The 24,570-nt window shown below is 35.6% G+C and carries 17 protein-coding genes and 1 pseudogene; 3 read left to right on the top strand and 15 right to left on the bottom strand.

The genetic code is table 11. The features are described 5' to 3' along the window. Positions 1-305 precede the first annotated feature (305 nt). The 4 genes from EP747_RS05520 to EP747_RS05535 form a co-directional block, all read right to left on the bottom strand. Entirely contained in the window at positions 306-968 is a 663-nt protein-coding gene (locus EP747_RS05520) for a DUF2642 domain-containing protein (protein WP_129688902.1), read from the bottom strand. 36 nt (positions 969-1,004) lie between these two features. After that, positions 1,005-2,360: an arsenic transporter gene (locus EP747_RS05525; protein ID WP_129688903.1), complete on the bottom strand. Its 1,356-nt coding sequence runs from the start codon at positions 2,358-2,360 to the stop codon at positions 1,005-1,007. 435 nt (positions 2,361-2,795) lie between these two features. Continuing rightward, positions 2,796-3,461: a DUF2642 domain-containing protein gene (locus tag EP747_RS05530; RefSeq protein WP_129688904.1), complete on the bottom strand. Its 666-nt coding sequence runs from the start codon at positions 3,459-3,461 to the stop codon at positions 2,796-2,798. Between the two features lie 384 nt (positions 3,462-3,845). After that, a complete protein-coding gene (locus EP747_RS05535; protein WP_129688905.1) occupies positions 3,846-5,897 on the bottom strand; it encodes a sigma-54 interaction domain-containing protein in 2,052 nt (683 codons plus the stop codon). 266 nt (positions 5,898-6,163) lie between these two features. Between EP747_RS05535 and EP747_RS05540 the strand changes: the two genes are divergently transcribed. Continuing rightward, complete coding sequence (locus EP747_RS05540; RefSeq protein WP_129688906.1) at positions 6,164-7,585, top strand: YfcC family protein; 1,422 nt, start codon at positions 6,164-6,166, stop codon at positions 7,583-7,585. Positions 7,586-7,617: 32 nt separating this feature from the next. After that, a complete protein-coding gene (gene iadA / locus EP747_RS05545; RefSeq protein ID WP_129688907.1) occupies positions 7,618-8,790 on the top strand; it encodes a beta-aspartyl-peptidase in 1,173 nt (390 codons plus the stop codon). A 177-nt stretch (positions 8,791-8,967) separates the two neighbouring features. Here the strand turns inward: iadA and EP747_RS05550 are convergent, their stop codons facing one another. After that, on the bottom strand, positions 8,968-10,134 hold the full coding sequence (locus tag EP747_RS05550) for a sulfite reductase subunit alpha (protein WP_129688908.1): 1,167 nt from the start codon (positions 10,132-10,134) through the stop codon (positions 8,968-8,970). Positions 10,135-10,412: 278 nt separating this feature from the next. Here EP747_RS05550 and EP747_RS05555 point away from each other — a divergent pair, with 278 nt between their 5' ends. Further along, positions 10,413-11,687, top strand: coding sequence for an MFS transporter (locus tag EP747_RS05555; protein WP_129688909.1), 1,275 nt, complete (start codon positions 10,413-10,415; stop codon positions 11,685-11,687). Positions 11,688-11,766: 79 nt separating this feature from the next. On the opposite strand, the gene EP747_RS05560 is transcribed toward EP747_RS05555, so the two are convergent. The 10 genes and pseudogenes from EP747_RS05560 to EP747_RS05605 all read right to left on the bottom strand — a co-directional run bounded on the left by EP747_RS05560 (position 11,767) and on the right by EP747_RS05605 (position 24,513). After that, on the bottom strand, positions 11,767-12,117 hold the full coding sequence (locus EP747_RS05560) for a SpoVR family protein (protein WP_129688910.1): 351 nt from the start codon (positions 12,115-12,117) through the stop codon (positions 11,767-11,769). A 193-nt stretch (positions 12,118-12,310) separates the two neighbouring features. Beyond that, positions 12,311-12,808, bottom strand: a complete 498-nt coding sequence (locus EP747_RS05565; protein WP_129688911.1) for a DinB family protein — start codon at positions 12,806-12,808, stop codon at positions 12,311-12,313. A gap of 443 nt (positions 12,809-13,251) precedes the next feature. After that, entirely contained in the window at positions 13,252-16,596 is a 3,345-nt protein-coding gene (locus tag EP747_RS05570; RefSeq protein WP_129688912.1) for a carbohydrate-binding protein, read from the bottom strand. Between the two features lie 1,162 nt (positions 16,597-17,758). Then, positions 17,759-18,402, bottom strand: a pseudogene (locus EP747_RS05575) (SpoVR family protein); the annotation flags it as partial. Between the two features lie 199 nt (positions 18,403-18,601). After that, positions 18,602-18,943, bottom strand: a complete 342-nt coding sequence (locus EP747_RS05580) for a cupin domain-containing protein (RefSeq protein ID WP_165346871.1) — start codon at positions 18,941-18,943, stop codon at positions 18,602-18,604. Between the two features lie 10 nt (positions 18,944-18,953). Continuing rightward, on the bottom strand, positions 18,954-19,787 hold the full coding sequence (locus tag EP747_RS05585; RefSeq protein WP_205753806.1) for an ABC transporter permease: 834 nt from the start codon (positions 19,785-19,787) through the stop codon (positions 18,954-18,956). Then, complete coding sequence (locus tag EP747_RS05590) at positions 19,787-20,800, bottom strand: ABC transporter permease (RefSeq protein WP_205753807.1); 1,014 nt, start codon at positions 20,798-20,800, stop codon at positions 19,787-19,789. Before EP747_RS05590 ends, EP747_RS05585 begins: the two co-directional genes overlap by 1 nt. 116 nt (positions 20,801-20,916) lie before the next feature. Further along, positions 20,917-22,500, bottom strand: coding sequence for an ABC transporter substrate-binding protein (locus tag EP747_RS05595; RefSeq protein ID WP_129688915.1), 1,584 nt, complete (start codon positions 22,498-22,500; stop codon positions 20,917-20,919). A 35-nt stretch (positions 22,501-22,535) separates the two neighbouring features. Beyond that, the gene (locus tag EP747_RS05600; protein ID WP_129688916.1) at positions 22,536-23,531 is read right to left on the bottom strand and encodes an ABC transporter ATP-binding protein; all 996 of its coding nucleotides are present in this window, start codon (positions 23,529-23,531) and stop codon (positions 22,536-22,538) included. Next, entirely contained in the window at positions 23,518-24,513 is a 996-nt protein-coding gene (locus tag EP747_RS05605) for an ABC transporter ATP-binding protein (RefSeq protein ID WP_129688917.1), read from the bottom strand. The genes EP747_RS05600 and EP747_RS05605 overlap by 14 nt, the downstream gene beginning before the upstream one ends. Positions 24,514-24,570 lie beyond the last annotated feature (57 nt).

Here is a 24,570-nt window from a genome sequence, read left to right on the forward strand (position 1 = left end):
GAATAGAAGTAATTATCTTAAGCGAAATCGAATGTTTAACTATTTTAAAATTTGTAAGTTTTGGCATTTAGCTCACTAAACAAAATTGAAATCAAACCTATCTTTTCACTTCAAACCCATTAATTTTCTCTACTAAGATACTTAATTATTAAAAAACCACCTATAGAAGGTGGCCTCAAATTTACTTCCCATTTTAACTAAACACCACAGACTTATTCTCAGATCCACATCATTTGTGATAAAGAAAACTGGAAGAAGATTGACAATGAAGAGGATGATATAAAATCTTTTTCGAAATTCATTTGCTATGGTAAATGATACGATTTAATATGATTAAGCCTCAATAAAGTGACCTCACCACTTGCTACTATTAATTCAATGGCACCTTCCTCTACGCTTTTGAGTATTCCAATTTTCATTGGGTCAATTCCCCCATCAAATACGACAAATTTCCCTTCTTCTTTTTTTAATTGTGTATCAAATAAGCGTGAAAATGACATATTTGCATTTACAGGTAATAGATTGATTTCCGAGTTATAGGGATTGGTATTATGATTGTATGGTGTTAGCCATTTTAAATGTGTTAAAGGGATATACAGCATTTTAAATACAGGTGAATAAAACACGATATAGTCACTTAATACGTTTATAATATTTCCATGAAATGTGATATTACCAGTAACATAAATCTCTGCAAAGATTCCTTTTGCATTTGATAATATTTTCCGATAAGAGATCGTTCCAATATCTTCTGCTATTGAAGGTCCAGTAGGTTTATCTATTTTGTCTTTAAAGTTGTTACTAAGACTAACCCTGTGAACGTGAAGCCATGGAATATAATAGTATTTTTCTCCATTGTACAATACAAGGACGTCTCTACCATAATCTGTTAGTATTCCTTCAAAATAATTACGACCTGATAATTGTACATAAATTTTTTCTCCAACTAATGATTGTACATCACTCATTTGCATCTCCTCTTTCTAGTAGATTGAAATTGTTTCTTAAGCGAAAACTAATTGCACCCAATAATATAGTAGAAACAGCGTTACGATTGTTGTTAATGGAATGACAATTAATGATACATTTAGATAATCCTTCCATTTCACCTTAATTTTATTTTGTTTTAATATGTGCATCCAAATTAGGGATGCTAAAGTACCTACTGGAAGTAATAACGATCCAATATCACTACCGATTATATTTGCTAGATAAATCGTCTTTAATGTAATTGGATCAAGCCCCATTTCTGTCAGTGTAATTGTTCCAACCATTAATGCTGGATGATTATTAAACAGATTAGATAGGATTGAAACTAATCCTCCCATTATAAAGCTTGCTTGAAATAAGCCTTGATTTACGATTGGTTCACAGAATTTTACTAAAGCTGCAGTTAAACCAGCATTATGGAGACCATAAATAATCACATACATCGAAAATGCAAAGACTAAAATATGCCAAGGTGTCTTTTTTAAGATATCAACAGGGCTTGTCCGTAAGTGATACCATCTCCAAGTTAATAAGACAAGTGAACCTAAAACTGCTACATATTGAATCGGTATTCCAAGAAATGAAGCGACGAATAATAAGCAGCGCATTAGGAAAACAAATCCCAATACCTTTAACATAAATTTAGTTCTTTTTTGTTTTGTTTCTACTGACATTTTCCCTTTTAAAGGATGAAAATTTTTCATAAAAAATGACTCTTCAATATCATCGGTTGACACTGGCAATTGTTTTGGTAATTTATTTCTTAATACCATGTACATTAGCCATGACATAAATAGAAGTCCTGTACTTGCAGGGACAAACATCATAGCTGTATGCATATAAAGAGTCATATGAACAATTTTTAATGCGATTAAGTTTACGATATTACTTACACCGATTGGCGCACTTGAAGCTGTAGCAATTAATGCTCCGCTTAGAAGATATGGAATTTGTTGATGTGGTTTTAAACGTAAATTTTTTAATAGGAGAATTAAAATCGGAGTTGTAATTAAGATACTACCATCATTATTAAACAGTAATGTCATTAAAAAGCATAGAAGCTGGATATACCAGTATAATCTGCGTCCTGACCCTTTTGCTAAACTTGCAAGTCTAGCAGCAGACCAATGGAAAAATCCAAAACTCTCTAATATAATCGCCATTACAATCGTTGCGATAATTGTAATAGAAGCTTCACCAATTTTGTGTACAATATCGATCAAATTACTTTTTGTTACAATCCCAGTCACCAAAATGATTAATGCTCCAATTGCAGCAGGCCATGCTTCATTTATTCCTTTTGGTCTCCAAAAAATGACTGCCATCGTTAATAGAAATACAGAAGCACTCATTAGAATTTCGAAATTCATAAAACTCACCTTCTTATAAAATATTTTCCAATGAAACTTGTCCATCTGTTATATTATTATTCAAATATAACAATGATGTTTTAGATGATTTCATTATTTTATAGAAGATGGTTGTTTTACCTATATAATGCAAATGTCCCCTAAAGATAAATAACTATAGTAACAATTGTCCATTAACCCCTTTCGAAAAAAGCACATTGAATATCACATTTTTTGGATATGCAACTAACATTTGAATTGATCTTCTCCAATGGATATTTTTTCTAATCATATAGTCTAGAAATTATCCTTTATTCAGATTAATTATATTAAAATATTTTATATTATTAGAAACTAATTAAAAAGAGAAGCTCTAGAATAAGAGCTTCTCAATTAACAAAAGTACACTGTAATTATTTATCTGTTGGTTAATATTACATAAAAAACATAAATCATTTAAGGCAAATGCACTGACTTAATATGGTTAAGTCTTAAATAAACTACTTCCCCACTTGCGACCGATAATTTAATTACACTATTTTCAATCGTATTCAGCAAACCAATTTTCATTGGATCATTCCCACCATCAAAAATAACTAGTTTTCCTTCTTCTTTTTTTAATTGAGATTCAAATGAGCGTACAGGGGAGATATTCGATGGATTAATTGGAAAATTTGCATTATCAATTGAATAAGGTGTTACATTTTGATGATAAGGTGAGAGCCACTTTAGATGAGATAATGAGATATACATCATTTTAAAAACGGGTGAATAAAAAACGATATAGTCACTTAAAACATTTGTAATATAGCCATGAAACGTTAAATTACCCGTAACATATATTTCCGAGAAAATCCCTCTCGCATTTGTTAAAACTTTTCTGTAAGAAATTGTTTCAATTTCATTTGCAATTGAAGGCTCATTAGGAGTATTTATCTTATCTTTAATAAGTTGACATAAATGTACTCGATGAACATGAATCCAAGGGATATAATAATATTTTTGACCATTATATAATACAAGTATGTCTTGTCCTGCATCTGTTAAAATACCTTCAAAAGCGATATCTCCAGATAGAAGTACAAATACTTGTCGATCTAGTAATGAATCTATATAACTCAACTTTTCTCCCCCCTTTATAAAATTTAAATAAAAACGTTGTCTTCTTACCTATTAATCGTACATTTATTTATTTCTACAGTTTTACTTTTATTCTTTTATTATTTAAGATATGCATCTAAATAATCTCTTTAGTTCATTGAATATGTGAAATTCTTACTTTAGAATGGAATTTTTTCAAATAACTTTTTGGGCATTTATCAGGCATCTTTTGAAATTATTTCTAAAAAGAAAATTGCCCATAAATAGAAAAACCCTCAACGCCAATAGCGTCAAGTGTTGAATTGATTAATATACAGTCATGTATTGATATCTTCCCTAGGGTGAACTTTCAATAATAGCAAACACATAGTAATTAGAAAAAATAATGCTATCAATGTTCATTTGTTAAAATTTTAATTTATCCTTTAAGAAATATAAATAATCAGTACCTAAGGAAGTAATTTTTGTGCCTGCTCTTCCTTTACCTTTAATAATAAATCCTTTTTTTTCCATTGTATTTAATCGAAGTCTAATTTGTTGTGTGGTTAAGTATCTACCAATATCCTCACTTCTAGCTGAAATGGCCTCTCTACTTGCTATCTTACCTATGTCATTAAAATTTTTTATTGATTCTAGTATTGTGATGGATTCTTGTACTTCAAGGACACTACTTGGTAATTCATATTCAGTTTTTTCTATAGTCTGTAATCGATTAGTTTTTGTTTGACTATGACTTGGAAAATCTTTTAGAGTAATAATCCCACCTTCACAGACAGTGAGCATGTAATCAATTACTCCTTTTAGTTCCCTAATATTTCCGTTCCATTCAAGATGATCTAATTTTTGTAAAACGTCTTTATCTATCATCACTTGTTTACCACTTTTTGTAACAAAATGATTTACTAACAAAGGTATATCCATTTTCCGAGATCGTAACGGTGGAATAAATAGATTTAAAACGTTTAATCTGTAAAACAAATCTGACCGAAATGAACCGTCAGTAATTTTCAGATGAAGATCTTTATTTGTTGCTGCAATTATCCGTACATTAATGGAAATAATTTTCCTTCCTCCAATTCTGCGAATCTCTTGTTCCTGCAGTACACGCAATAAATGAGACTGTACGTTTAAACTAATATCACCAATTTCATCTAAGAATATGGTCCCTCCATTTGCAATTTCAAACAACCCTTTTTTTCCACCTTTTTTAGCTCCTGTAAAGGTACCTTCGTCATAACCAAATAGCTCACTCTCTAATAAACTCTCCGTAAAAGCACTACAATTAACTGCTAAAAAAGGGCCATTTTTCCGTTTAGATTGTTGATGCATAGCATGAGCAAAGAGTTCTTTACCTGTACCAGTCTCACCCTGGATTAATATTGGGTGCTCTGTGATCGCAAGTTTTTTGGCAATATTCTTACACTCTGTAATGGATTGATGCTCACCAATAATATCTTTAAAATCGTATCTAGCAAAAAAACCTTGATTTCTAAGCTCTTTTTGAGCAGTTCTTTCTATTTCAGATGCTCTGTTTACACTTTTAAAGGTAGCTACAACTTTTTCATCATCTTTTATATAGAATCGATAGATGACTAAATCAGTATTATTGATGGAAAAGAATTTAAATTCTTCAAATCCATTTAATATAAACTCCTTAACATTTTGCAATTCAATAACATTGTCTAAATGTTTCCCTAACGCATTCTCAATAGGTACTTGAAAAAGCAAAGAAAGTTTTTCATTAAATACAGTTATATTTCCATTACTATCTAACGCTAAAATACCATCATCCACCGTATCTACAACATTTTGTAAATGCCGATTTACTTTTTTCTCATTTTGCTCTGCATGTAAAAGTTCTCTTTGCAATTCAATAATATTTCTAATATATTTTTCCGAAATTAATGATGAAATGTTTTTATTAAGATTACAGATTTCAACAATTTGAAGTATAGCGGAGATATCAAAAAGACGTACTCCTATATCAATTACTTCTTTAATATATGAAGGACTTAAATGAGTTTCACCAGGAGATACTGCAATGCTTATATTTGGATAATATAATTGATCATTTTTAAATGGGAAATATTCTACATGGTCGATTCCTAATTGATAAAGGGACTGTATTAATTCAACAGTAGAATAAAAATCATCATTAACAACTAATACATTTGTACCCTCCTCAATCCTTAATAGTTTTTCAACATTCTCATGATTAAGTGTTCTCTTTCCTACCATGACATGTTTACCACTCACTGTCGCTATTTTTTCAGTTTCATTTTTTGCTTCTTCAGAAGAAAAAAGAATAATATCGTCTTTAAACTCTAATAACTCACATTCAGCAATTGCATAGGATTTAATATTTATATAATCTTCTAGTAATTGAATTAACTGATTAGAAAGAGCTTGTCTTGTTTTTTTACTCCCTGTAATTAAAGTAAGTGAATTTTTCTTCATATAAATCCCTCCTTGCAGTTCTTTTTGGTTCTATTATATCACCCAAAAAGAACCAATAAACCCAGTAAACACTTTAAATTTTCTTTAAAATTGGACTTTAAAACTTGGCACGCTATTTGCTTATAGTAGATTGTAGTAATTTTAATAGTTGTTAAGATTCCGATTAGATAGGAGGGAAGATCCGAAAACATTATAATTTTTTACCACTAATTTTAGAATATTAAATCAGATTATTCTAGCACTCTAATTTCAAAGGAGATGAAATGATGTCACAAATTCAGGCTAAAAAAATTGCAAAACAGAGCAATGTTTTAAAAGAACGTAAAATTAATATCTTTGCACTCTTATTAGTAATTTTACTTATTGCAACTATTCTTACTTATGTTTTACCAACAGGTGAATACGCACATATAGACATCAATGGACATTCAACAGTTGATCCGAATTCATTTAAATCAATCGAAGCAACACCAGTTGGATTCTTTGAAATGATAAAAGCCATTCATATGGGAATGGTAGATGCAGCAAATATTATTTTCTTTGTTCTAATAATTGGAGGTTTTTTCGGTGTATTAAGTGCAACTGGCACAATTGAAGTATTAATCTCTACTTTGGCCAAAAAACTAGCTAATAGAGAAAAGTTATTAATTCCAATAATGATGCTTTTCTTTGCAATTGCAGGTTCTTTAATGGGAATGGCTGAAGAATCTTTAGCTTATATCCCACTTCTAATTCCATTAGCTCTTGCTCTAGGTTTCGACACAATGACGGGAACTGCAATCGTATTAGTTGGAGCATCTGCAGGTTTTACAACAGCAATAATGAATCCGTTCACAGTTGGTATCGCTCAGGGAATTGCAGAACTACCTACTTTTTCTGGAATGGGATTTCGACTTGTATTGTTTGTAATTGTTTATTTACTATCAGTAATTTTTATTTATCGATATGCCATGAAAGTAAAGAAAAACCCAGAAATGGGATTTTATGGTAAATATTCAGTAGAGCAATCAAATAATCTATTATCTTCTAAAGCTAAGTTATCTTCTAGACATAAATGGATATTCTTTGCTTTTCTTATAAACTATATTGTTTTAGCTTATGGTGTGATTAAATATCAATGGTATATCAGTGAAATTGCTTCTTTGTTTATTATCCTAACGATTGCGATTGGGATAATTGGAAGATTATCAATCGATGAAGTTGTTAAATCATTTACTCAAGGATCTGCTACTTTAATAAGTGGTGCCTTAATTATTGGTGTTTCCCGTGCAATTCTAGTCGTTTTAAATCAAGGACATATTGTTGATCCAATGCTTCATGGAGTATCAGAAGTCATTAAACATATCCCTACTTCTTTAAGTGTAATTGGAATGTATAATTTCCAAGCAATTATACACTTTATTTTAGCATCCGGTAGCGGTCATGCCATGTTAACAATGCCCATAATGGCACCACTTGCCGACCTACTAGGAATTACTCGACAAACTGCTGTCCTATCATTTTCTTTTGCGGATGGAATTGGGAACATCATTTTCCCAACAGCTGGAACTTTAATGGCAGGATTAGCAATTGCAGGAATACCTTGGACAAAATGGGCTAGATGGATTTTCCCATTAGTATTCATTCAATATTTAATAGGTTTAATTGCTGTTGTAATCGCACACTTAATAAATTACGGTCCTTTTTAAACAATTAACAAAGGAATTAGGAGGAGAAAAAATTGTTAACCTTAATAAAAAACGGTCAAGTATACACACCACACTCTATTGGCAGAAAAGATTTACTTTTAGCAGGAGGAAAAATTGAAATGATAGCAGATCATATCACCATTCCACCAGACTTTCTTTCCTGCGATGTCATAGATGCCTCCAACTCTTTAGTTGTACCTGGTTTTATCGATTCACATGTACATATCATTGGAGGTGGTGGAGAAGGTGGATTTAAAACACGCACTCCTGAACTAATGCTTACGAACGTTACAACCGCTGGCGTTACTACAGTAGTCGGTGTACTAGGGACAGACGGTACAACAAGAACTATTGAGAATTTACTTGCAAAAGCACGTGCCTTAGAAGAAGAAGGCATTACTTGTTATATTCATACTGGTTCTTACCAAATCCCTGTAAAGACACTAACAGAATCGATCCAGAGAGATATTATTCTGATTGATAAGATTATTGGTGTTGGTGAAATCGCAATAGCAGACCACCGTTCCTCGGAACCAACGATTGAAGAACTTTCAAAGATTGCATCCGCTGCGCGGAATGGTGGAATTTTATCTGGAAAGGCTGGGATATTAGAAATTCATGTCGGTGATGGCAAAGATAAACTTTCCCTTCTACATCAACTAGTCGATCATACAAATATTCCAATTCGTCAGTTTCACCCAACTCATATTAATCGGAATGAAGAATTGTTTAAAGCCGGTATTGATTTTGCACTTAAAGGTGGATTTGTAGATTTTACTACAAGTACAATTCTCAAGTTTTTAGAAGAAGGCGAAGTAAAGTGTAGCAAAGGACTACGAATAATGCTTGAAGTAGGAGTTCAGATTGAGAACATAACTTTTTCATCAGATGCCCAGGCAAGTCTTCCCTTTTTTGATACAAATGGTGACTATTTAGGACTTCAAATTGGCAAAATTTCATCTTTATATCAAGAAGTAAGAGAAGCTGTAATCGATGAAGGAATTCCATTAGAGATAGCAGTACAAGTAATAACTTCAAATCCTGCACAAGTGCTAAAACTAACACACAAAGGTAACATAAAACCCGGTAACGATGCTGATATTGTCTTATTAAATCAAGAAACTTTAGAAATTGAAACAGTATTCGCACTTGGGAGAAAGATGGTTGAAAATGGTACTCCAATTGTAAAAGGCACTTTTGAATAACAATTCAACTAACGTCTCATTAGAAAAAGGTATCTCAAGAAAAGGAAAGTCGTATTCAAATGTAGGTTAGAGCAAAAAATTGTCCTTAAAGACAATAAAAAAAGTAACCCTTTGTACCAACTGGAACGAAGGGTTACTTTTTGTTACAACACACCTAATTCTTAATACCTTTTTATATTAATACACGTCACGTTGGTAACGCCCTTGCTTTTGCATATCTTTAAGATACGCTTCAGCTGCATCGCGATCCATCGCACCTTCTTTTTCAAGAATAGTAATAAGCGCTTCGTTAACGTCTTTCGCCATATATTCTTTATCCCCACAAACGTAGAAATAAGCACCTTTTTCAATCCATTCAAACAGTTCTTTGCCGTGTTCAAGCATCTTATGCTGAACATAAACTTTTTGATCTGTATCGCGAGAGAATGCAGTATCAAGTTTTGTTAATACTCCGTCTTGTTGATATTTTTTCAACTCGCTTTGATAAAGGAAATCTGACGCTTCATGCTGGTCTCCAAAAAATAGCCATGAACGTCCATTAACTTTATTAACTGCTCGTTCCTGGATAAACGAACGGAATGGTGCAATACCCGTCCCTGGTCCAACCATAATAATATCTTTGTCTTGAGACTCTGGCAAATAGAAGTGTTTATTTGCTTGAACATAGACTGGAAGAGTATCTCCTTCTTTAATACGTTCTGAACATAAAACAGAACAAACACCTTTTCGTTCGCGTCCGTGTGCGGTGTAGCGTACAGCACCAATTGTTAGATGAACTTCATCTGGATTTGCAGCAATACTGCTTGCAATTGAATATAGACGTGGTGTCATTTTTCTTAATAATGAAACGATTTCTTGAGCAGAAGCACTCCATGGACCAAAATCACGTAACATATCAAGTAAATCTCGCCCATAGCAATATTCCTTAAGTTGAACTGTATTTTCAACCAACACAAGGTTTTTCAGCTCTTCGTTTTCTGTATACACAGCTGCCTGTTGTAATATCTTCTTCGTCAACAGTGTAATTTCAAAGTAAGATGTAAGCGCTTCTTTTAAAGATAGTGTTTCACCTTGCTTACCAACAGTTACAATCGCTTCTTCATCCCATTTCATTTCATTTATAAGAGAAGAAACTAACTCTGGATCATTTGAAGGAATCACGCCAAGTGCAGCACCTGGAACATAAGAAAGTCCTGACCCTTTTAATGATAACTCAATATGTCTTGTTTCTTTGTTTGAGTCTGTTCCATTTAAATTAATATTTTTGAGAACCTTCGCTTGAAATGGATTGGTCCTTGAAAATGGGAGTTGCTCATTTGTAGTATCGTTTAAAGTAGATTTCATAACTCGTAACCTCCAAGAATTGTGTATATAACTAAGATAACATAGAAGTGGGAATTTATGTATTAGAATCTAGGTCTTTTTTACGTTGTTGTGCTTTTTTTATAGTCAAGAGTCCAGATTTACAGATTCTGAAGCTTCTCATCTTTTCCACTGCTTATACAGAAATTTTTTAGAGAATATACTGATAACTGTAGAGGATAAATAAAATAATAGTAGTATCTAATCTATAAGCCTATTATGAAAAAAAGAAGTGACTAATCATTGGGAGGAAAAAACTCATGAAGAGTTTTACAAAGCAAGAAAATAGTTGGATTTTCTATGATTGGGCAAATTCAGCTTATTCTATTATTATTAGCACTGCCGTATTCCCACTTTTTTATAAAGCTTCAGCTTCAAAAGCTGGAATTAGTGCTTCTGATTCTACTGCTTATTTAGGTTATACAATTGCGATTTCAACATTCATCTTAGCTATGTTAGGTCCAATTCTTGGAACAATTGCCGACTACAGAGGATTTAAAAAGAAGTTCTTTTCTTTCTTTTTAACTCTCGGTGTTTCTTTTACTGCACTACTTACTTTTATTCCTAATGATAACTGGCTTTTACTATTGACTTGTTATACAGTTACAGCTATTGGCTTTGCTGGCGCGAATGTATTTTATGACGCTTTTTTAGTAGATGTAACTTCAGAAGAACGTATGAATAAGGTATCCGCTCGAGGCTTTAGTTTAGGATATATAGGTAGCACAATCCCATTTATCATTAGTATTGCTTTGATCGTATTAGCTCAGAAGGAGATATTATCAATTTCAACAACTCTTGCAAGTCAAATTGCCTTTCTCATAACAGCAACTTGGTGGGGCATTTTTGCAATTCCTTTGTTACGAAACGTTCGTCAAAATTATTTTATTGAACGTGAACAAAATCCTGTATTAAGTAGTTTTAAAAGGCTAGGAAAAACCTTTAAAAATATTCGACAATATCGTGCTTTATTTTTATTTTTACTTGCATACTTCTTTTATATTGATGGCGTTGGAACGATCATTACAATGTCAACTGCTTATGGAACTGACCTTGGAATCAGTTCAACAAATCTATTAATTATTTTGTTTGTCACACAGGTTGTTGCCGCTCCATTTGCGATTATTTATGGAAGGCTTGCTGATAAGTTTACCGGTAAAATTATGCTTTATGTTGGAATCATTATTTATATGTTTGTTTGTATATATGCTTACTTTTTAAATTCCACATTAGACTTTTGGATATTGGCTATGCTCGTTGCCACATCTCAAGGTGGAATCCAAGCTATAAGTCGTTCATATTACGCAAAACTTATACCTAAAGAAAAATCAAATGAGTTTTTTGGCTTCTATAATATTTTCGGTAAATTTGCATCGATTATGGGACCATTAATAGTCGGCTTGACAGCTCAAATTACAGGTCGCTCTAACATGGGTATATTTAGTCTAATTATTCTTTTTGTTATTGGTATTTTCTTTTTAACTCGTGTTTCTGAACCTAATAATGCAGAAGTAGTGAAAACTACAACTTACTAAAAAGAGATAGGAGGGTGTCCTAAAAGTATAACTTTTAGGGGCACCCTCTTTATTTTTTTTGTTTTTTTTATGTTGATAATTAAAAAATAAATAAAGGTAAAATAGTCATACTTGTTTTTGATTGATGAAAAACACCCGCGGTTAGTTTTGCGTATACGATTGCTTTGTTTGAATCAAGATTTAGTTTACGCATAATTCTTATATGCCAGTAACTTGCCCAATCTTGTATCTCCCAACGATCTTCTTTTTGATTTTCCTCACCAAGAATTTTCCCTTCTGTTTCAATATCAATTTTAAATTTATTTTTCTCTGTTTCTTGAATAACTCGAATCAAGTCGAGGTAATCTGTTGAAGTTGCATGTTCTATATTCACAATAAAACCTGCATGCTTCTTTAATACTTCTGCTCCCGCCCCGACTACTTTGATCATAAGACCATAAAAAATTTGGTCAGCCAGTAATTTAACTGGATGACCTTATAATCCGAACGCATGCGTTAGTCATAATGAACGAATGAAATGGTCTCAATTGTTGACACAACTAACATTTAGAGTAAATTCAAATGTCTCCCATGTGTTAATGGGCTAACGTATTTTTATTATGAAATTCCTATTGATGCAAAGTTTAGACAGGATATCCTCCGGTTGGTGGTGGCCAAGCACTAAATAATCTGCGTATTATTACGATTTCACCTAAATGATAGGAGTTGTGAGATGCAATATTGCGTAGCACACCACCTAGGGATTCGCCTGGCCATTTCTCTAATGATTTATCCAATTGAACAGTTCGGGCAATCGTACATGCCTGTTCTATCCCTTGAAGAAAATGCTGAATAATCTGTTTCCACTCTTCCTCATTACTAGGCCCTTCTTCAACGGGCCAGCTTTCTTTCACATCGGAAGGCAATTCAGGCTTCTCTCCTTGTGCGAATAATAAGAGGAATTCTTGCCAGTATGTCATATGTTTGACTAATTGATAAATAGTATAAGGTAGTTCCTCTATTCTTTTTCCAGCAAGATCCATATCTATATCCAACAAAGCATTCTTAATAGGAAGATGACCACGTTCTCCCCTTAATGATTTTATTAATGTGTCACTGAATGCTTTATTTGATTTCTCCATAAAACCGACTCCCAACATTTTTATTTATAATTTACTAAATTTATTGTCTTATCCCTTTCTATTATTTAAATATTTAGTAGAAAAAATCACTGTTCACATTAATTAAATCGAATTTTTCATCTGAACCATATGATGATAAAGACCCAATCTTTAACTAATTACAGTACTTTTCCATATCATTTTTAATTATATTGTTTAGAGTAAACTCTAAGTCAATAGATAAATGAATGATTAAAAGCTTTTACTTCATATTCAACAATCCTGCCAGTTACTTCAATAAAAAAAGCCGCATTTGCGACTCGTGATCTTGTTCAACTACCATGGGAGTACGATATAAACTTCCATGGTAGTTGAATAAGTATAATGATTTTATTTCCATTTTTAATCTAGCAAGAAATATATTCTACTAAACTCTGATATTCCTCTATCTTTTCAAAAATGTACTATTGTTGTGAAATCACATATTGAGCGTCTCGCAACAAATAGGTTGCAGCTTCACTTGAAATGTGTTTCCCGTTTTGTGCCTTCACTTCATTCACTAGACTATTCAAATCGTTTTGTGCCAATTTTGCCTGTAGGCTATTGGCAATTCCGAAATTGTCGATCCATTTGGTATCAACAAAGCGTGTCACCAAAGCCTTTAAGGAATCAATGCTGGCCACTGTTTGAAAGTGAACAGTTTTACTCCCCTTATTGCCGGCTAGGTCACTTGAAGTTATAACAAGAGTATGCTGACCAAGCGGCAAGGTATATAGCGGAATTGCTTTTCCAATCTTGCAAGAATGCATATCTAGCGTCAACGTCGTCATACTGTTGTCGACACCCGAAAAGTAGTCGGTCAATGCAAACTCAGGCTTCAAATCTCCGGAATTTTCATAAATTCTTCCATCCGCCGGTACAGATAACGCGATTGCTGGCCCCGTCTTATCGATGCCAATAGAAAGATGCTTCACTGCTTCCACATTGCCAGCGTTATCTATAGCACGATATTCAACACTGTGCATCCCTTCAGCAGTCAGCGTCAAATCGGACTTGTTGTTCCAATCGCCGCCGTCTACTCTTGTCTCGATGTGATTTACACCAGTTCCAGTTGGATCGTCATCTGCAGTGAACTTCACATTCACATTCTTTGCATTCCAAACGTCCTCACCTGTAACTCCATCCATCGTTGCCGTTGTAACAGGTGACTGAACATCGTTTTCCCGCCCATAAACCTCAAACTCGTAAATATTTGCTGTTCCCGTTTCAGCATAATTTTGCGGCGTAGTAATATAAAGCCTCACATATCTTGCAGTAGACTTGGTTATATATCTGTCCGTACTGTTTGAAACGTTACCTGTTACTGAATCCAGGTCAGTCCAAGTAGTTCCATCCATACTTCCCTGAAGCTTATAATTTTTTGTATTCAGAGATAAGGTATCTCCGCCTTCTCCTGCATGCTTTACTACCCACCTAGAAATGTCATAATTTCGTCCAAGATCGACCATCAGCCATTTGTCTTCGGTAGTATTTGAAGACCACTTTTTACCGCTTGCAGCCGAACCATCTACTGCCTTGGACGGTTCGTAGCCCACTATACTTCCGTTAGCTGTAACCGTCTTGTTTAGCGCTAAATTTACCGGAGCAGGATCGAAAGCTAATGTGGTAACTTTTAATGGGCTGCTAGCATCTGAAATATTTCCTGCCGCATCCTTGGCTTTTACAGTAAATTGATATGCAGTATTTGCGGTCAGTCCTGCCACTTTATAGTTCGTACTCCCTTTTGTTGATCCAATTAGAGTGTTTCCATTATAAATATCGTAGCCTGTAACACCTATATTACCCGTAAAATTATCTTTAGCTGCATGCCATGACAGAATGGCCATCTTGTCTGTTAACACTTTCGTTGAGACATTAGTTGGAGCGGTAGGCGCTTGTTTATCTGCTGCAAGTACATCCGCCGTGTAATTATTTATAGTCCAGGTAGTTATCGTACTTTTTTTCGAGAAGTCCCTTCCATGTATAACCACCCTGTCGGCATATACATCTAAAATTAAACCTTGACCTGAATCCTTGATAGCTCCATCTCTCATCATTGTAAAGTACTGTTTGTTATAGAAAGTACCCGGTAATGTTAGAGGATAATGTATATGTCCAGTTATAAAAACACTTTGAGGATATTTTCCAATAATGTCCTTTAACTTTTGATCCTGTACTTCATCACTTTGATAAGGATCTGAAGGATATTCCTCATAAACGGTATTATCTAGTGGTTGATGAAGGAAAAGAAATATCGGTTTATCAAGACTTGCATTCTCCGCTAACCTAGCGCTTAACCACTTCATCTGGGTATCTGAAATATATGCGCTGTCTTTTTCATCAGTCTCCGTTGCCAAATAGATAAAGTGGTATCCGTTTATCCACTTATCGTAATAAACACCAGGCATATCAGTATGTGTCAAAAATCTGTTTTTAGCAGTCTCAAATCCTCCCATCCACCTTACATCATGGTTCCCTAAAATCAAGTTACGATCAAGTTGAGGATATTTGTTCATTGTTTTCATTAATGTATTATATTGTGCATCTGTTCCAGATTCGGTAAGATCTCCAACAACGCTAACAGATTGCACATTATTGCTAACTGCGTCATGCAATGCATTGTCAAGTCTGACATCGCTGATATCACCTTGTACATTTGCATGTGTATCAGAAATGGACATAAAGCTGAATTTATAACTGGTATCCTTGTCTGGAGCTGTTGAAGCAAGAACCGTAACATTGATACTTGTTAATAATTCTATATTATTCGGATTTGTAACCTCTGTAGGTTGATCTACTGTTCCCTTAACTGTGAAACTCTGCTCGGTTTTTACGGAAGGAACATAGCCTGAAGCAGATATATTCCATGTTACAGGTGCATTCACATTACCTCCATCAGTCACCAGTACTACTGTGCTAGGTAATCCCAGGGCCACCCCTGTTGGCGCTGTTCCGTTTACTACACCTGTAATGGCTGAAGGTGCTGTGATACTTGATAATATCTTCGGCTTTATTTTTACTGGATAAGTTACTTTCTTACCGCGTACTGTGACGGTTAGTATCTGGCTGTCCACTGCCCTAGAACTGTCAAAACCGCTTACATCGGAAGTTCTTACTTCCTCAATCCTTGTCGATCCGTCGGAGTAGGTGCCGGTTACTACTATACCCGTGATATCAAGGCTCTCTCCGATACGGTAAACAGTCTTTACTGGTGGTTTTGTAATCTCAATGCTGTTCAACGTTTTTGAAAACTGAAACCAGTTGATGTTCGCTACATATGTTTTTCCCGCCGCTACCTTTAATACAAGGTATACATCATGAATCCCGGTAACTTTAGTAATATCGGTTGACATAGTTTTATAGACATTCCAGTTGTCCGGTGCTGTTGTTGCGACAGTAAGTGCTCCCACTTTTGTACCGTTTGTGTTGTTCGGACCGTCAATCCATACTTCAATATTTCCACCTGCATTTGATCCCTTAACTGAAGCTCTTGCACTAAATTCCGTAGCTCCAACACCACTACCAAAGTCCATATTGTTATATACTAAATACTGGTTGTCATTAGTACCGCCCACAGATTTCCCACCATCTGGGCAATCCTCAACTTTAATGTAGGCACCCGACTTGGAACCAAAGCTTTCTGCTTCTATCAAACTAAATGCATCACTTACTGCATGCACTGGAATATAGCCAACAAAGTTGCCGAGTAGGTATGCAACTATTAAGATTAATGAAAATAATGATTTGTTAGACCTCGTTAAATTAACCATAAAAAATCTCCCTTTCGCAAGCCGAATATTAGGTGAATTCAATGCAGTAAAACAGATTACAACAATTAAAAAACTGTAAAAAATAGGTAGATATCAAAAAAATATTGTTCCTCCTTTTTCAAAATGATCCATAATTTTCCTTACGACTTCTTCTCCTAGTGAATTCAACAACACTTTATAATTTTGATTTCACTTTTTTCAGTGATAAGGTGAAAAGTATCACACGGACAATTATATTTGCACTATGTAAATTACACATTGATTTTATATTAATCAATTAATATTGAAATCATTGGTGTTAAGTAATTCGTAATATATCACTCAATTAAATAATATTTAAATTAAACACTTTTACCCTTAAATGCTTTCATTAAGGAGGTAAAACAAATAAAAAATACTAAAGTATCTTAAAATCTAGTATCTATTCCTTCCATTCCTATATCCTTAAGTCAGAATTGTTTTTCAATGTCTAAATAAACACAAAAAAGTTCAAGAACATATACGTTCTTGAACTTTTTATAGATGAATTTGAAGTTATGTCTGCTAGCTATATTTTTCGGTTTACTATCTATCATGGATCCTTCTAGATTAAAAAGTTGTTATAAAATTAGTTAAAATTAACCATTAATTATACATCTTAATTATTGACTAGATATAAAGTAAACTTAATTTTTATGTTAACCAATAAATACTATTAAGATATTCTTAATAATGATTTAATTAATTAACTACATGCTAAAAAAAATGAATTACCATTTAAATAGGTAGAATCACAGCTTAATATGTTATATGATTTCCTTCTACTTTCTTTAAAATCTTATGGAAAGATTCAATCCAGGTGTAATCCCAACTTGATTTTGCTTCAATAAGTTTAATGCTTCTTTATAACTTGACCAAACTATATCATTTATATTTATATTTTCTAATTCAACTTTATTAGTAATTGGCAGCTTAGTTGCATAAGGAATCAATTATGTTTGTAAAGGCTGTTTTAATAAATTGTAAGCGTATATTTAATAATGATAGGAAGTTTAATAATATGAAATTAAAAATAAGCACAATACTTTACATATTTACTTTTATGGCTGTTTTTCCTTTGAGCTTTCAAATTTTTATTGAATCCTGACTTAAAATAGAGACAATTCATACAAAAAACCACCTTTTAAAGGTGGCCTAAAATATACTTCCGATGAATATTCTTGCCATCATAACTAAACAACACAGATTTCCCTTCAATATTCTTCTCTAAATAAACGCCTCTACCCCACAACTGATGAATATAAGGCATAACCTTCTCAACATACTTCACATCAAGTTCCATATGTTCATAGGAATGCTTCAAATAAAGCTCACCATTTTTTAAATAATCTCCCTCTTGTACAACGATATATGGGAATCCTCCATTTACCCTACTGACAACTAACTGACCCCTAACATTTTCCCATTCCTTACCAGTGACTTTATATTCCTTACCTTGTCGCTGGAATAAATACATATCTTCGCGCATGACGAGATCTTTAGTTAAGTAGTTTCGAATAAATAAACTATCGGACTCTAATTCTTGTACTTCAAACATTTTTTCCGACCACTGCCAGGTTTAACACCTAACTCTCTCATTTCTTTTGTTGGATTATTATATCGCTCTTCAATATCTTTAAACATTCGTAGTCCTAAATAATATGGTTTAATGCTTGTTTTCGATGGCTGAACTACTCCTGCATTAAGCTTTGCGTATTCAATCGATTCATTTGAATCAAGATTTAGTTCACGCATAATTCTTATATGTCAGTAACTTACCCAGCCTTGTTTCTCTCAACGATCTTCTTTTTGACTAAGAATCTTCTATTCCTTATTCAACATAATGATCGGTTAGTGCAATAGCAAAGTTGTAGTCTCCTTTTTTTTCGTAGTCACTGTTTTACAGTTTCTTGATATGAATGATTGATGCTCATGATCCCCGTTGCCATTAACAAAGCCAAGTAGTGCAGAAATGAAGAGGAACTGATTAACCTTCTGCTTTTTTCACCATAAAACAAACGAGAAGACAAGGTTCGTTCGTACGATTAATGCACCAATGCTCTTCACCGGCAGGGATAAAGGTTGCATCTCCCGCTTTTTCCACACTGTGAACACCGTTGGAATAGGTATCAATTTCTCCACTAAAAATATAAGAATACTCGTCTTCTTCGTGGCAACTCATACCAACAGCTGGTACACGTTCACCAGGCGTTAGAGAAATCACACTCATGCTCACTTCTTTAAAATCACCTTGTCGCGTGAAGAGTTTTTTCATTTCATAGATTGGCATGCCGATTGGTTCAACTTGATTCAAATTAATTTTTTCCATTTCATTACCTCTATTCTTTTTTAAGTTTTGGATCGAGAAAATCGCGAAGACCATCACCTACAAAGTTCGCACCAACAGATACAGAAAAGATCGCTAAACCTGGGAAAGTAGACACCCACCAATTTTGAATCACTTTCGCTCCGCCAGATACCATCGAACCCCACTCAGGTGTCGGAGGTTGAGTCCCAAGACCAAGAAAACTGAGCCCTGAGAACATCAAAATGGCGTTTCCAAGGTCAAGTGTTGCCATCACAAGCAATGGTCCGAAACAATTCGGTAAAATTTCCAAAAAGAGGACACGAATATGAGAGGCACCCATGACGCGAGAAGCCGTCACATACTCGCTTTCTTTTAATGAAATCACCATAGAACGCATGAGCCTTGCATAATTCGGCCACCAAATGATGGCCATCGCAAGCACTGAGTTTAAGATACTTGGTCCAAGTGCTGCTGCGATCACCATCGCCAAAATAAGGGGAGGGAATGCCATGATGAGTTCGGAGAAGCGCATCATCACTTCATCCACATACCCGCCTTTATAACCTGCGATTCCCCCATATAAAATACCGAAAGCGAACGCACAAACCACTGTAATGACCCCAGCCGTTAACGAAATACGAGAACCAACGATGACACGGGAGAAAACATCTCGACCAAGCTCATCCGTTCCAAAAAAGTGTGAAGCGCTAGGGGACTCATACCGGATGCTTAAATTCTGCGCCGTGACACTATGTGTTACGATGAAAGGTGCAAACAAGGCAACGATAAACCAAACAAGACAAATGACTAAACCAAGTTTAAAAAGAAATCCTTTTTGACGAAGAAACGATACAATTGTTCGCATTATCGGTGCCTCACTCTCGGATCAATGACACCGTATAAGATATCAATGACTAGATTAATCACAACATAAATCAATGCAATTAATAACGAAACACCACAAATTGCCGGGAAGTCGAGTGAAACAGCAGACAAATAAGCATATTGACCAATCCCTGGCCACGCAAAAATATTTTCAACAAGCACCATTCCACCAAGTAGATTACAAAACCCCATTCCAGCAACTGTAATGACCGGAATCATAGAATTTGAAAGGGCGTGTTTAAAAATAATCGCTGATTCTTTTAACCCTTTTGCTCGCGCTGTTCGAATATAATCCATTGACATCACTTCAAGTAAGTTTGACCTTGTTTGACGAGCGATTAACCCCATCGTAAAAAGACCAAGTACAGCGCCAGGGAGGATCAAGTGCATCGCCACTTCACCAAATAATTGGAAATCACCTCTTAGGAGTGAATCGAGTAGAAAAAGACCCGTTCCACCATCTGGAGTTGACGTACGTGCATCGATGCGTCCTGGTCCTGGTGTGACCCCTAAAACAGACGTAAACACATAGAGCAGAACAAGCGCAAACCAAAAACTTGGGATCGACACGCCACTAATAGAAACCGTTCGGATGACATGGTCAATTGCTTTGTTCCGAAAGATGGCAGAAATCACGCCAAAAAGTACGCCGAAAACTAAAGCAATCACCATGGCCACGACCGATAGTTCAAGAGTAGCCGGGAAAAACTGCATTAAATCCTCCAGTACTGGTTTACCGGTGCGAATGGACGTGCCTAAATCACCTGCGAATAAGTGCTGAAAATAGAGAATTAATTGACGGAATAACGATTGATCAAGCCCCCACTTTGCTTTAAAAGCGGCGACGATTTCGGGATTATTCATGGCGCTTTGACTTAAATTCGCTGCAACTGGATCACTTGGTACTAAATGCGAAAGGATAAAGACAAACAGCGCCACGCCAACTAATAAGAAAAGAAGAAACAATAGACGTCTACCGATAAATCGAAGCAATTGGCACAACTCCTTTCAAAAAACAGATACGATGGATTCACTATGTAAAAGATGGTAATAGGAAAGCTAGTCATAGGGGAGAACACCCTACGACTAGCTTTTTGTCATTTCGATGATTATTTAGACAGCTTTAATTCATTTAAATGCAATTTACAAAAATCGTTATACGCAACACCTTGTAACTTTTTGCTAACAGCAAATGATTTTGGGTGTTGCACTAAGAAAGCATACGGGCTATTTTCAGCCACGATGTCTTGCATTTGGCCTGAAATGTCTGCACGTTTTGCCGGATCGATTTCGATTTTCGCTTGATTTGCTAAGTTGACTAACGCAGAATTCGCTGATGCTTCCCAGTTCGCGCGTTTTCCGACAATATCACCAGGAATAAACGCTAATTGGTTGCTTAAATCGTAATAGTCAGGTGACCAATGCATCACAAGGAATGGTGATTTACCGTTTCGGTAATCTTCAATGACCGCACCAATTTCACCTGTTTTGATGTCGACATTGATATTGATTTTCGCTAAATCTTCTTTTACTTTTTCAGCCATCGTTGTCCATGAAAGACCTTCAGATTCGAAGTTCGCAGCCGTTAAAGGAATGGTGAATCCTTTTTCATAACCCGCTTCTTTCATCAATTCCTTCGCTTTATCAATGTTTTGATAGTTGACTGGTCTTGATTTAGCCCCGACAAATCCTTTTTGAACAAATGATAACGGAAGAAGTGCACCATTACCTGCTAATTGTTGGAATCCTTTGTAGTCAAGTGCGTAACGAACAGCTTGTTGAACAAGTGGATTCGATAGCTCCTTCCCAATACTTGCTTTATCGTTCATCATTAAAAATGAAATCGTTGAAGTTGGAGAAGAAACAACTTTTGCGTTTCCGCTTGATTTAATGGTTTTCACTTGGTCAGGACCAACACTAAGCGCTACGTCAATCTCACCATTTTCGAGCGCTTGAATTTGTGTATTTGGATCTGGCATTTCTTTGATGATGATTTTGCTTGCATTCACAGTGCCCTTGTAATTCGGATTCTTTTCAAGCACCATTTCCGTATTTCTTGTCCATTTTTTCAACACATACGGACCACTTCCAGCAGAAGCACCGTCAAGGTAAGTTGTTGCTTTGTCAGTTGTGCTTGCATTTGCAGCATCAGTACCGCCTTTTTCTTTGACGACTTTACTATCCACAACCGCAAAAGCATTTCCTGTGATTTTTGACAAGAATGACGCATCTTTTTCTGTCAGTGTCACAACAACTGTTTGCTCATCTTTTGCTTCGACTTTCGCCACACCAGCCGCTAAAGCTGACGCATTGTCTTTGATATTTTTTGTACGATTGAAACTAAAAACAACGTCATTTGCTGTGATTGGGTTACCACTTGCAAACTTACGTCCTTCATTCAGATTAAATGTATACACAAGTCCTGAATCATCGACTGTATATGATTTTGCAAGAGCTGGTTTTGGTGTAAGGTCTGAACCTTCTAACATGTATAAGTTCTCATACGTTGCATAGAAATAGAAGTTTGCATACACTTCGTACGCGCGAGCAGGATCCATTGTTTTCCAGTCAGATGCGACACCCACAACAATAGTATCGGCATAAGATGATGAGGTGCTCGTATCTTTCTTCCCACAAGCGAAAAGTGAGAACACCATCAACGTAACCAAAGCGAGTAAACTGAATTTTTTCATCTCGTAAAACCCCTTTTTCTCTAAAATTTATAGCATCACTTTGTCGTCAAATGACACGCTGCAAAGTGGTTACTACCTGTTTGGATGAATGCTGGTGCGACTGTTTTACACTGTTCCTTCGCAGCATTACATCTGGTGTGGAACCGACAACCGGCTGGTGGATTTGATGGGCTAGGTACATCCCCTGTGAGAATGATTTTCTCTCGTACATCCCCGTTTGGATCAGGAATAGAAGAGAGGAGTGCCTTTGTATACGGATGTTGTGTGTTGCCATACAACTCATCGCGTGAAGCGAGTTCAACCATTTTTCCCAAATACATGACGGCAACCCTATCACTTAAATGGTGAACGACGCTTAAATCATGTGAGATAAAAAGATAGGTAAGATTCAATTGTTTCTGCAAGTCTTCTAATAAGTTAATGACTTGCGCTTGAATCGACACATCAAGTGCTGAGACGGGTTCGTCACATATTAATAGTTCTGGTTCGAGCGCTAATGCCCGCGCAATACCAACCCGTTGTTTTTGACCACCTGATAGTTCGTGAGGATAACGCCCCAAAAAGCGACTTGGTAGGCCAACCATCTCCATCAGTTCGGTGATTTTTCCTTCACCGTTCGCCATTTTGTGAATCTTGAACGGTTCAGATAAAATTTGTTTGAGGGTTCGACGTGGATTCAAGCAAGCAGAAGGATCTTGAAAGATCATTTGCGCTTTTTTCGCGAATTCTTTTTTTGACAGATTCGTGATATCCTCACCATTAAACAGAATGGTTGAACCAGGGTCTGCTGGATAAAGACCAAGTAGTGTTTTGCCTAACGTACTCTTGCCACAGCCACTTTCCCCAACAAGACTAAACGTTTCGCCTCTTTGGATTGAAAATGACACATCATCAACAGCTGACAGGACACCTTTTTTGCCATTCGGTTGTTTGATTTGAAACGTTTTTGTTAAGTGCGAAACTTCTAAAATTGTGTCAGATGGTGACGGATTTGAAACCGAATCGAGTCGGCTAGATTCAGTTCGTGACATGTTGATCACCTGCCTTTTTGGCCTCATCATAAAGGAAACATCTCACTTCGCGACCATCACCTTGGGTAAATAATGGCGGTGCTTCGTTTTTGCATCGTTCAGTTGCGAATTGACAACGAGGATGAAAGCTACATCCACTTGGCATGTTCAGAGCATCTGGCACGGTGCCTTCAATTGCCTCGAGTCTGTCTACCTTATGAGAAATTTTCGGGACTGCATTCAGTAATCCTTTTGTATAAGGATGAAGTGGCTCTGAAAAAACAGCTGCCGTTGGGCTTTTCTCAACAATTTGACCAGTATACATGACGACGACTTGGTCACACATTTCTTTCACAACACCCAAATCATGCGTAATCAGGATCATGCTCATGTCCCGTTTTTTCATGAGACGATTCATTAAATCTAGTATTTGCGCTTGAATCGTTACGTCTAGTGCAGTGGTCGGTTCATCCGCAATTAAAAGTTTGGGTTCACAAGCAAGTGCGATCGCAATCATAATTCGTTGGCGCATCCCACCAGACATTTGGTGAGGGTATTCATGAAATCGTTGTTCCGGAGAAGGAATGCCGACCATTCTGAGTAATTCGATGGCGGTTTGTTTCGCTTCGTTTTTGCTAACTTTTTGATGAAGTAAGATTGGTTCCATGATTTGCTTTCCACAAGTATGAAGGGGGTTCAATGACGTCATCGGTTCTTGAAAAATCATCGACACAGATTTACCTCTCATTTTTCGCATGTCTTCAGGCGAAGAAGTTAACAAATCGACGTCTTCGAACTGTATTTTTCCAGTGATATCAGCAACAGCGTTTTGCAAAAGACCCATAATGGCAAGAGATGTCACGCTTTTGCCACTTCCACTTTCGCCTACGATTCCGAGCGAATGTCCTTGTTCAATGTCGAAACCTACCCCTTCAACTGCTTGGACAACTCCTTGGCGAGACTTGAATTTAATCGACAAATCTTCCACTTTCAGTAATGTCATAAGCCTCACCCCTTTTACTATTTAATTGACAATAACGTATAAATTTTTCCAATTTTG

The organism is Gottfriedia acidiceleris, assembly GCF_004138285.1.
In the GTDB taxonomy this organism is placed as follows: domain Bacteria; phylum Bacillota; class Bacilli; order Bacillales; family Bacillaceae_G; genus Gottfriedia; species Gottfriedia acidiceleris_A.

Excerpts from the sequence above, each read along its gene's own strand:
- EP747_RS05550 (WP_129688908.1), bottom strand. The coding sequence starts at position 10,134 with ATGAAATCTACTTTAAACGATACTACAAATGAGCAACTCCCATTTTCA.
- EP747_RS05540 (WP_129688906.1), top strand. The coding sequence starts at position 6,164 with ATGTCACAAATTCAGGCTAAAAAAATTGCAAAACAGAGCAATGTTTTA.
- EP747_RS05560 (WP_129688910.1), bottom strand. The coding sequence starts at position 12,117 with ATGATCAAAGTAGTCGGGGCGGGAGCAGAAGTATTAAAGAAGCATGCA.
- EP747_RS05525 (WP_129688903.1), bottom strand. The coding sequence starts at position 2,360 with ATGAATTTCGAAATTCTAATGAGTGCTTCTGTATTTCTATTAACGATG.
- EP747_RS05570 (WP_129688912.1), bottom strand. The coding sequence starts at position 16,596 with ATGGTTAATTTAACGAGGTCTAACAAATCATTATTTTCATTAATCTTA.
- EP747_RS05555 (WP_129688909.1), top strand. The coding sequence starts at position 10,413 with ATGAAGAGTTTTACAAAGCAAGAAAATAGTTGGATTTTCTATGATTGG.
- EP747_RS05535 (WP_129688905.1), bottom strand. The coding sequence starts at position 5,897 with ATGAAGAAAAATTCACTTACTTTAATTACAGGGAGTAAAAAAACAAGA.
- EP747_RS05595 (WP_129688915.1), bottom strand. The coding sequence starts at position 22,500 with ATGAAAAAATTCAGTTTACTCGCTTTGGTTACGTTGATGGTGTTCTCA.
- EP747_RS05565 (WP_129688911.1), bottom strand. The coding sequence starts at position 12,808 with ATGGAGAAATCAAATAAAGCATTCAGTGACACATTAATAAAATCATTA.
- EP747_RS05520 (WP_129688902.1), bottom strand. The coding sequence starts at position 968 with ATGAGTGATGTACAATCATTAGTTGGAGAAAAAATTTATGTACAATTA.
- EP747_RS05600 (WP_129688916.1), bottom strand. The coding sequence starts at position 23,531 with ATGTCACGAACTGAATCTAGCCGACTCGATTCGGTTTCAAATCCGTCA.
- EP747_RS05585 (WP_205753806.1), bottom strand. The coding sequence starts at position 19,787 with ATGCGAACAATTGTATCGTTTCTTCGTCAAAAAGGATTTCTTTTTAAA.
- EP747_RS05605 (WP_129688917.1), bottom strand. The coding sequence starts at position 24,513 with ATGACATTACTGAAAGTGGAAGATTTGTCGATTAAATTCAAGTCTCGC.
- EP747_RS05580 (WP_165346871.1), bottom strand. The coding sequence starts at position 18,943 with ATGGAAAAAATTAATTTGAATCAAGTTGAACCAATCGGCATGCCAATC.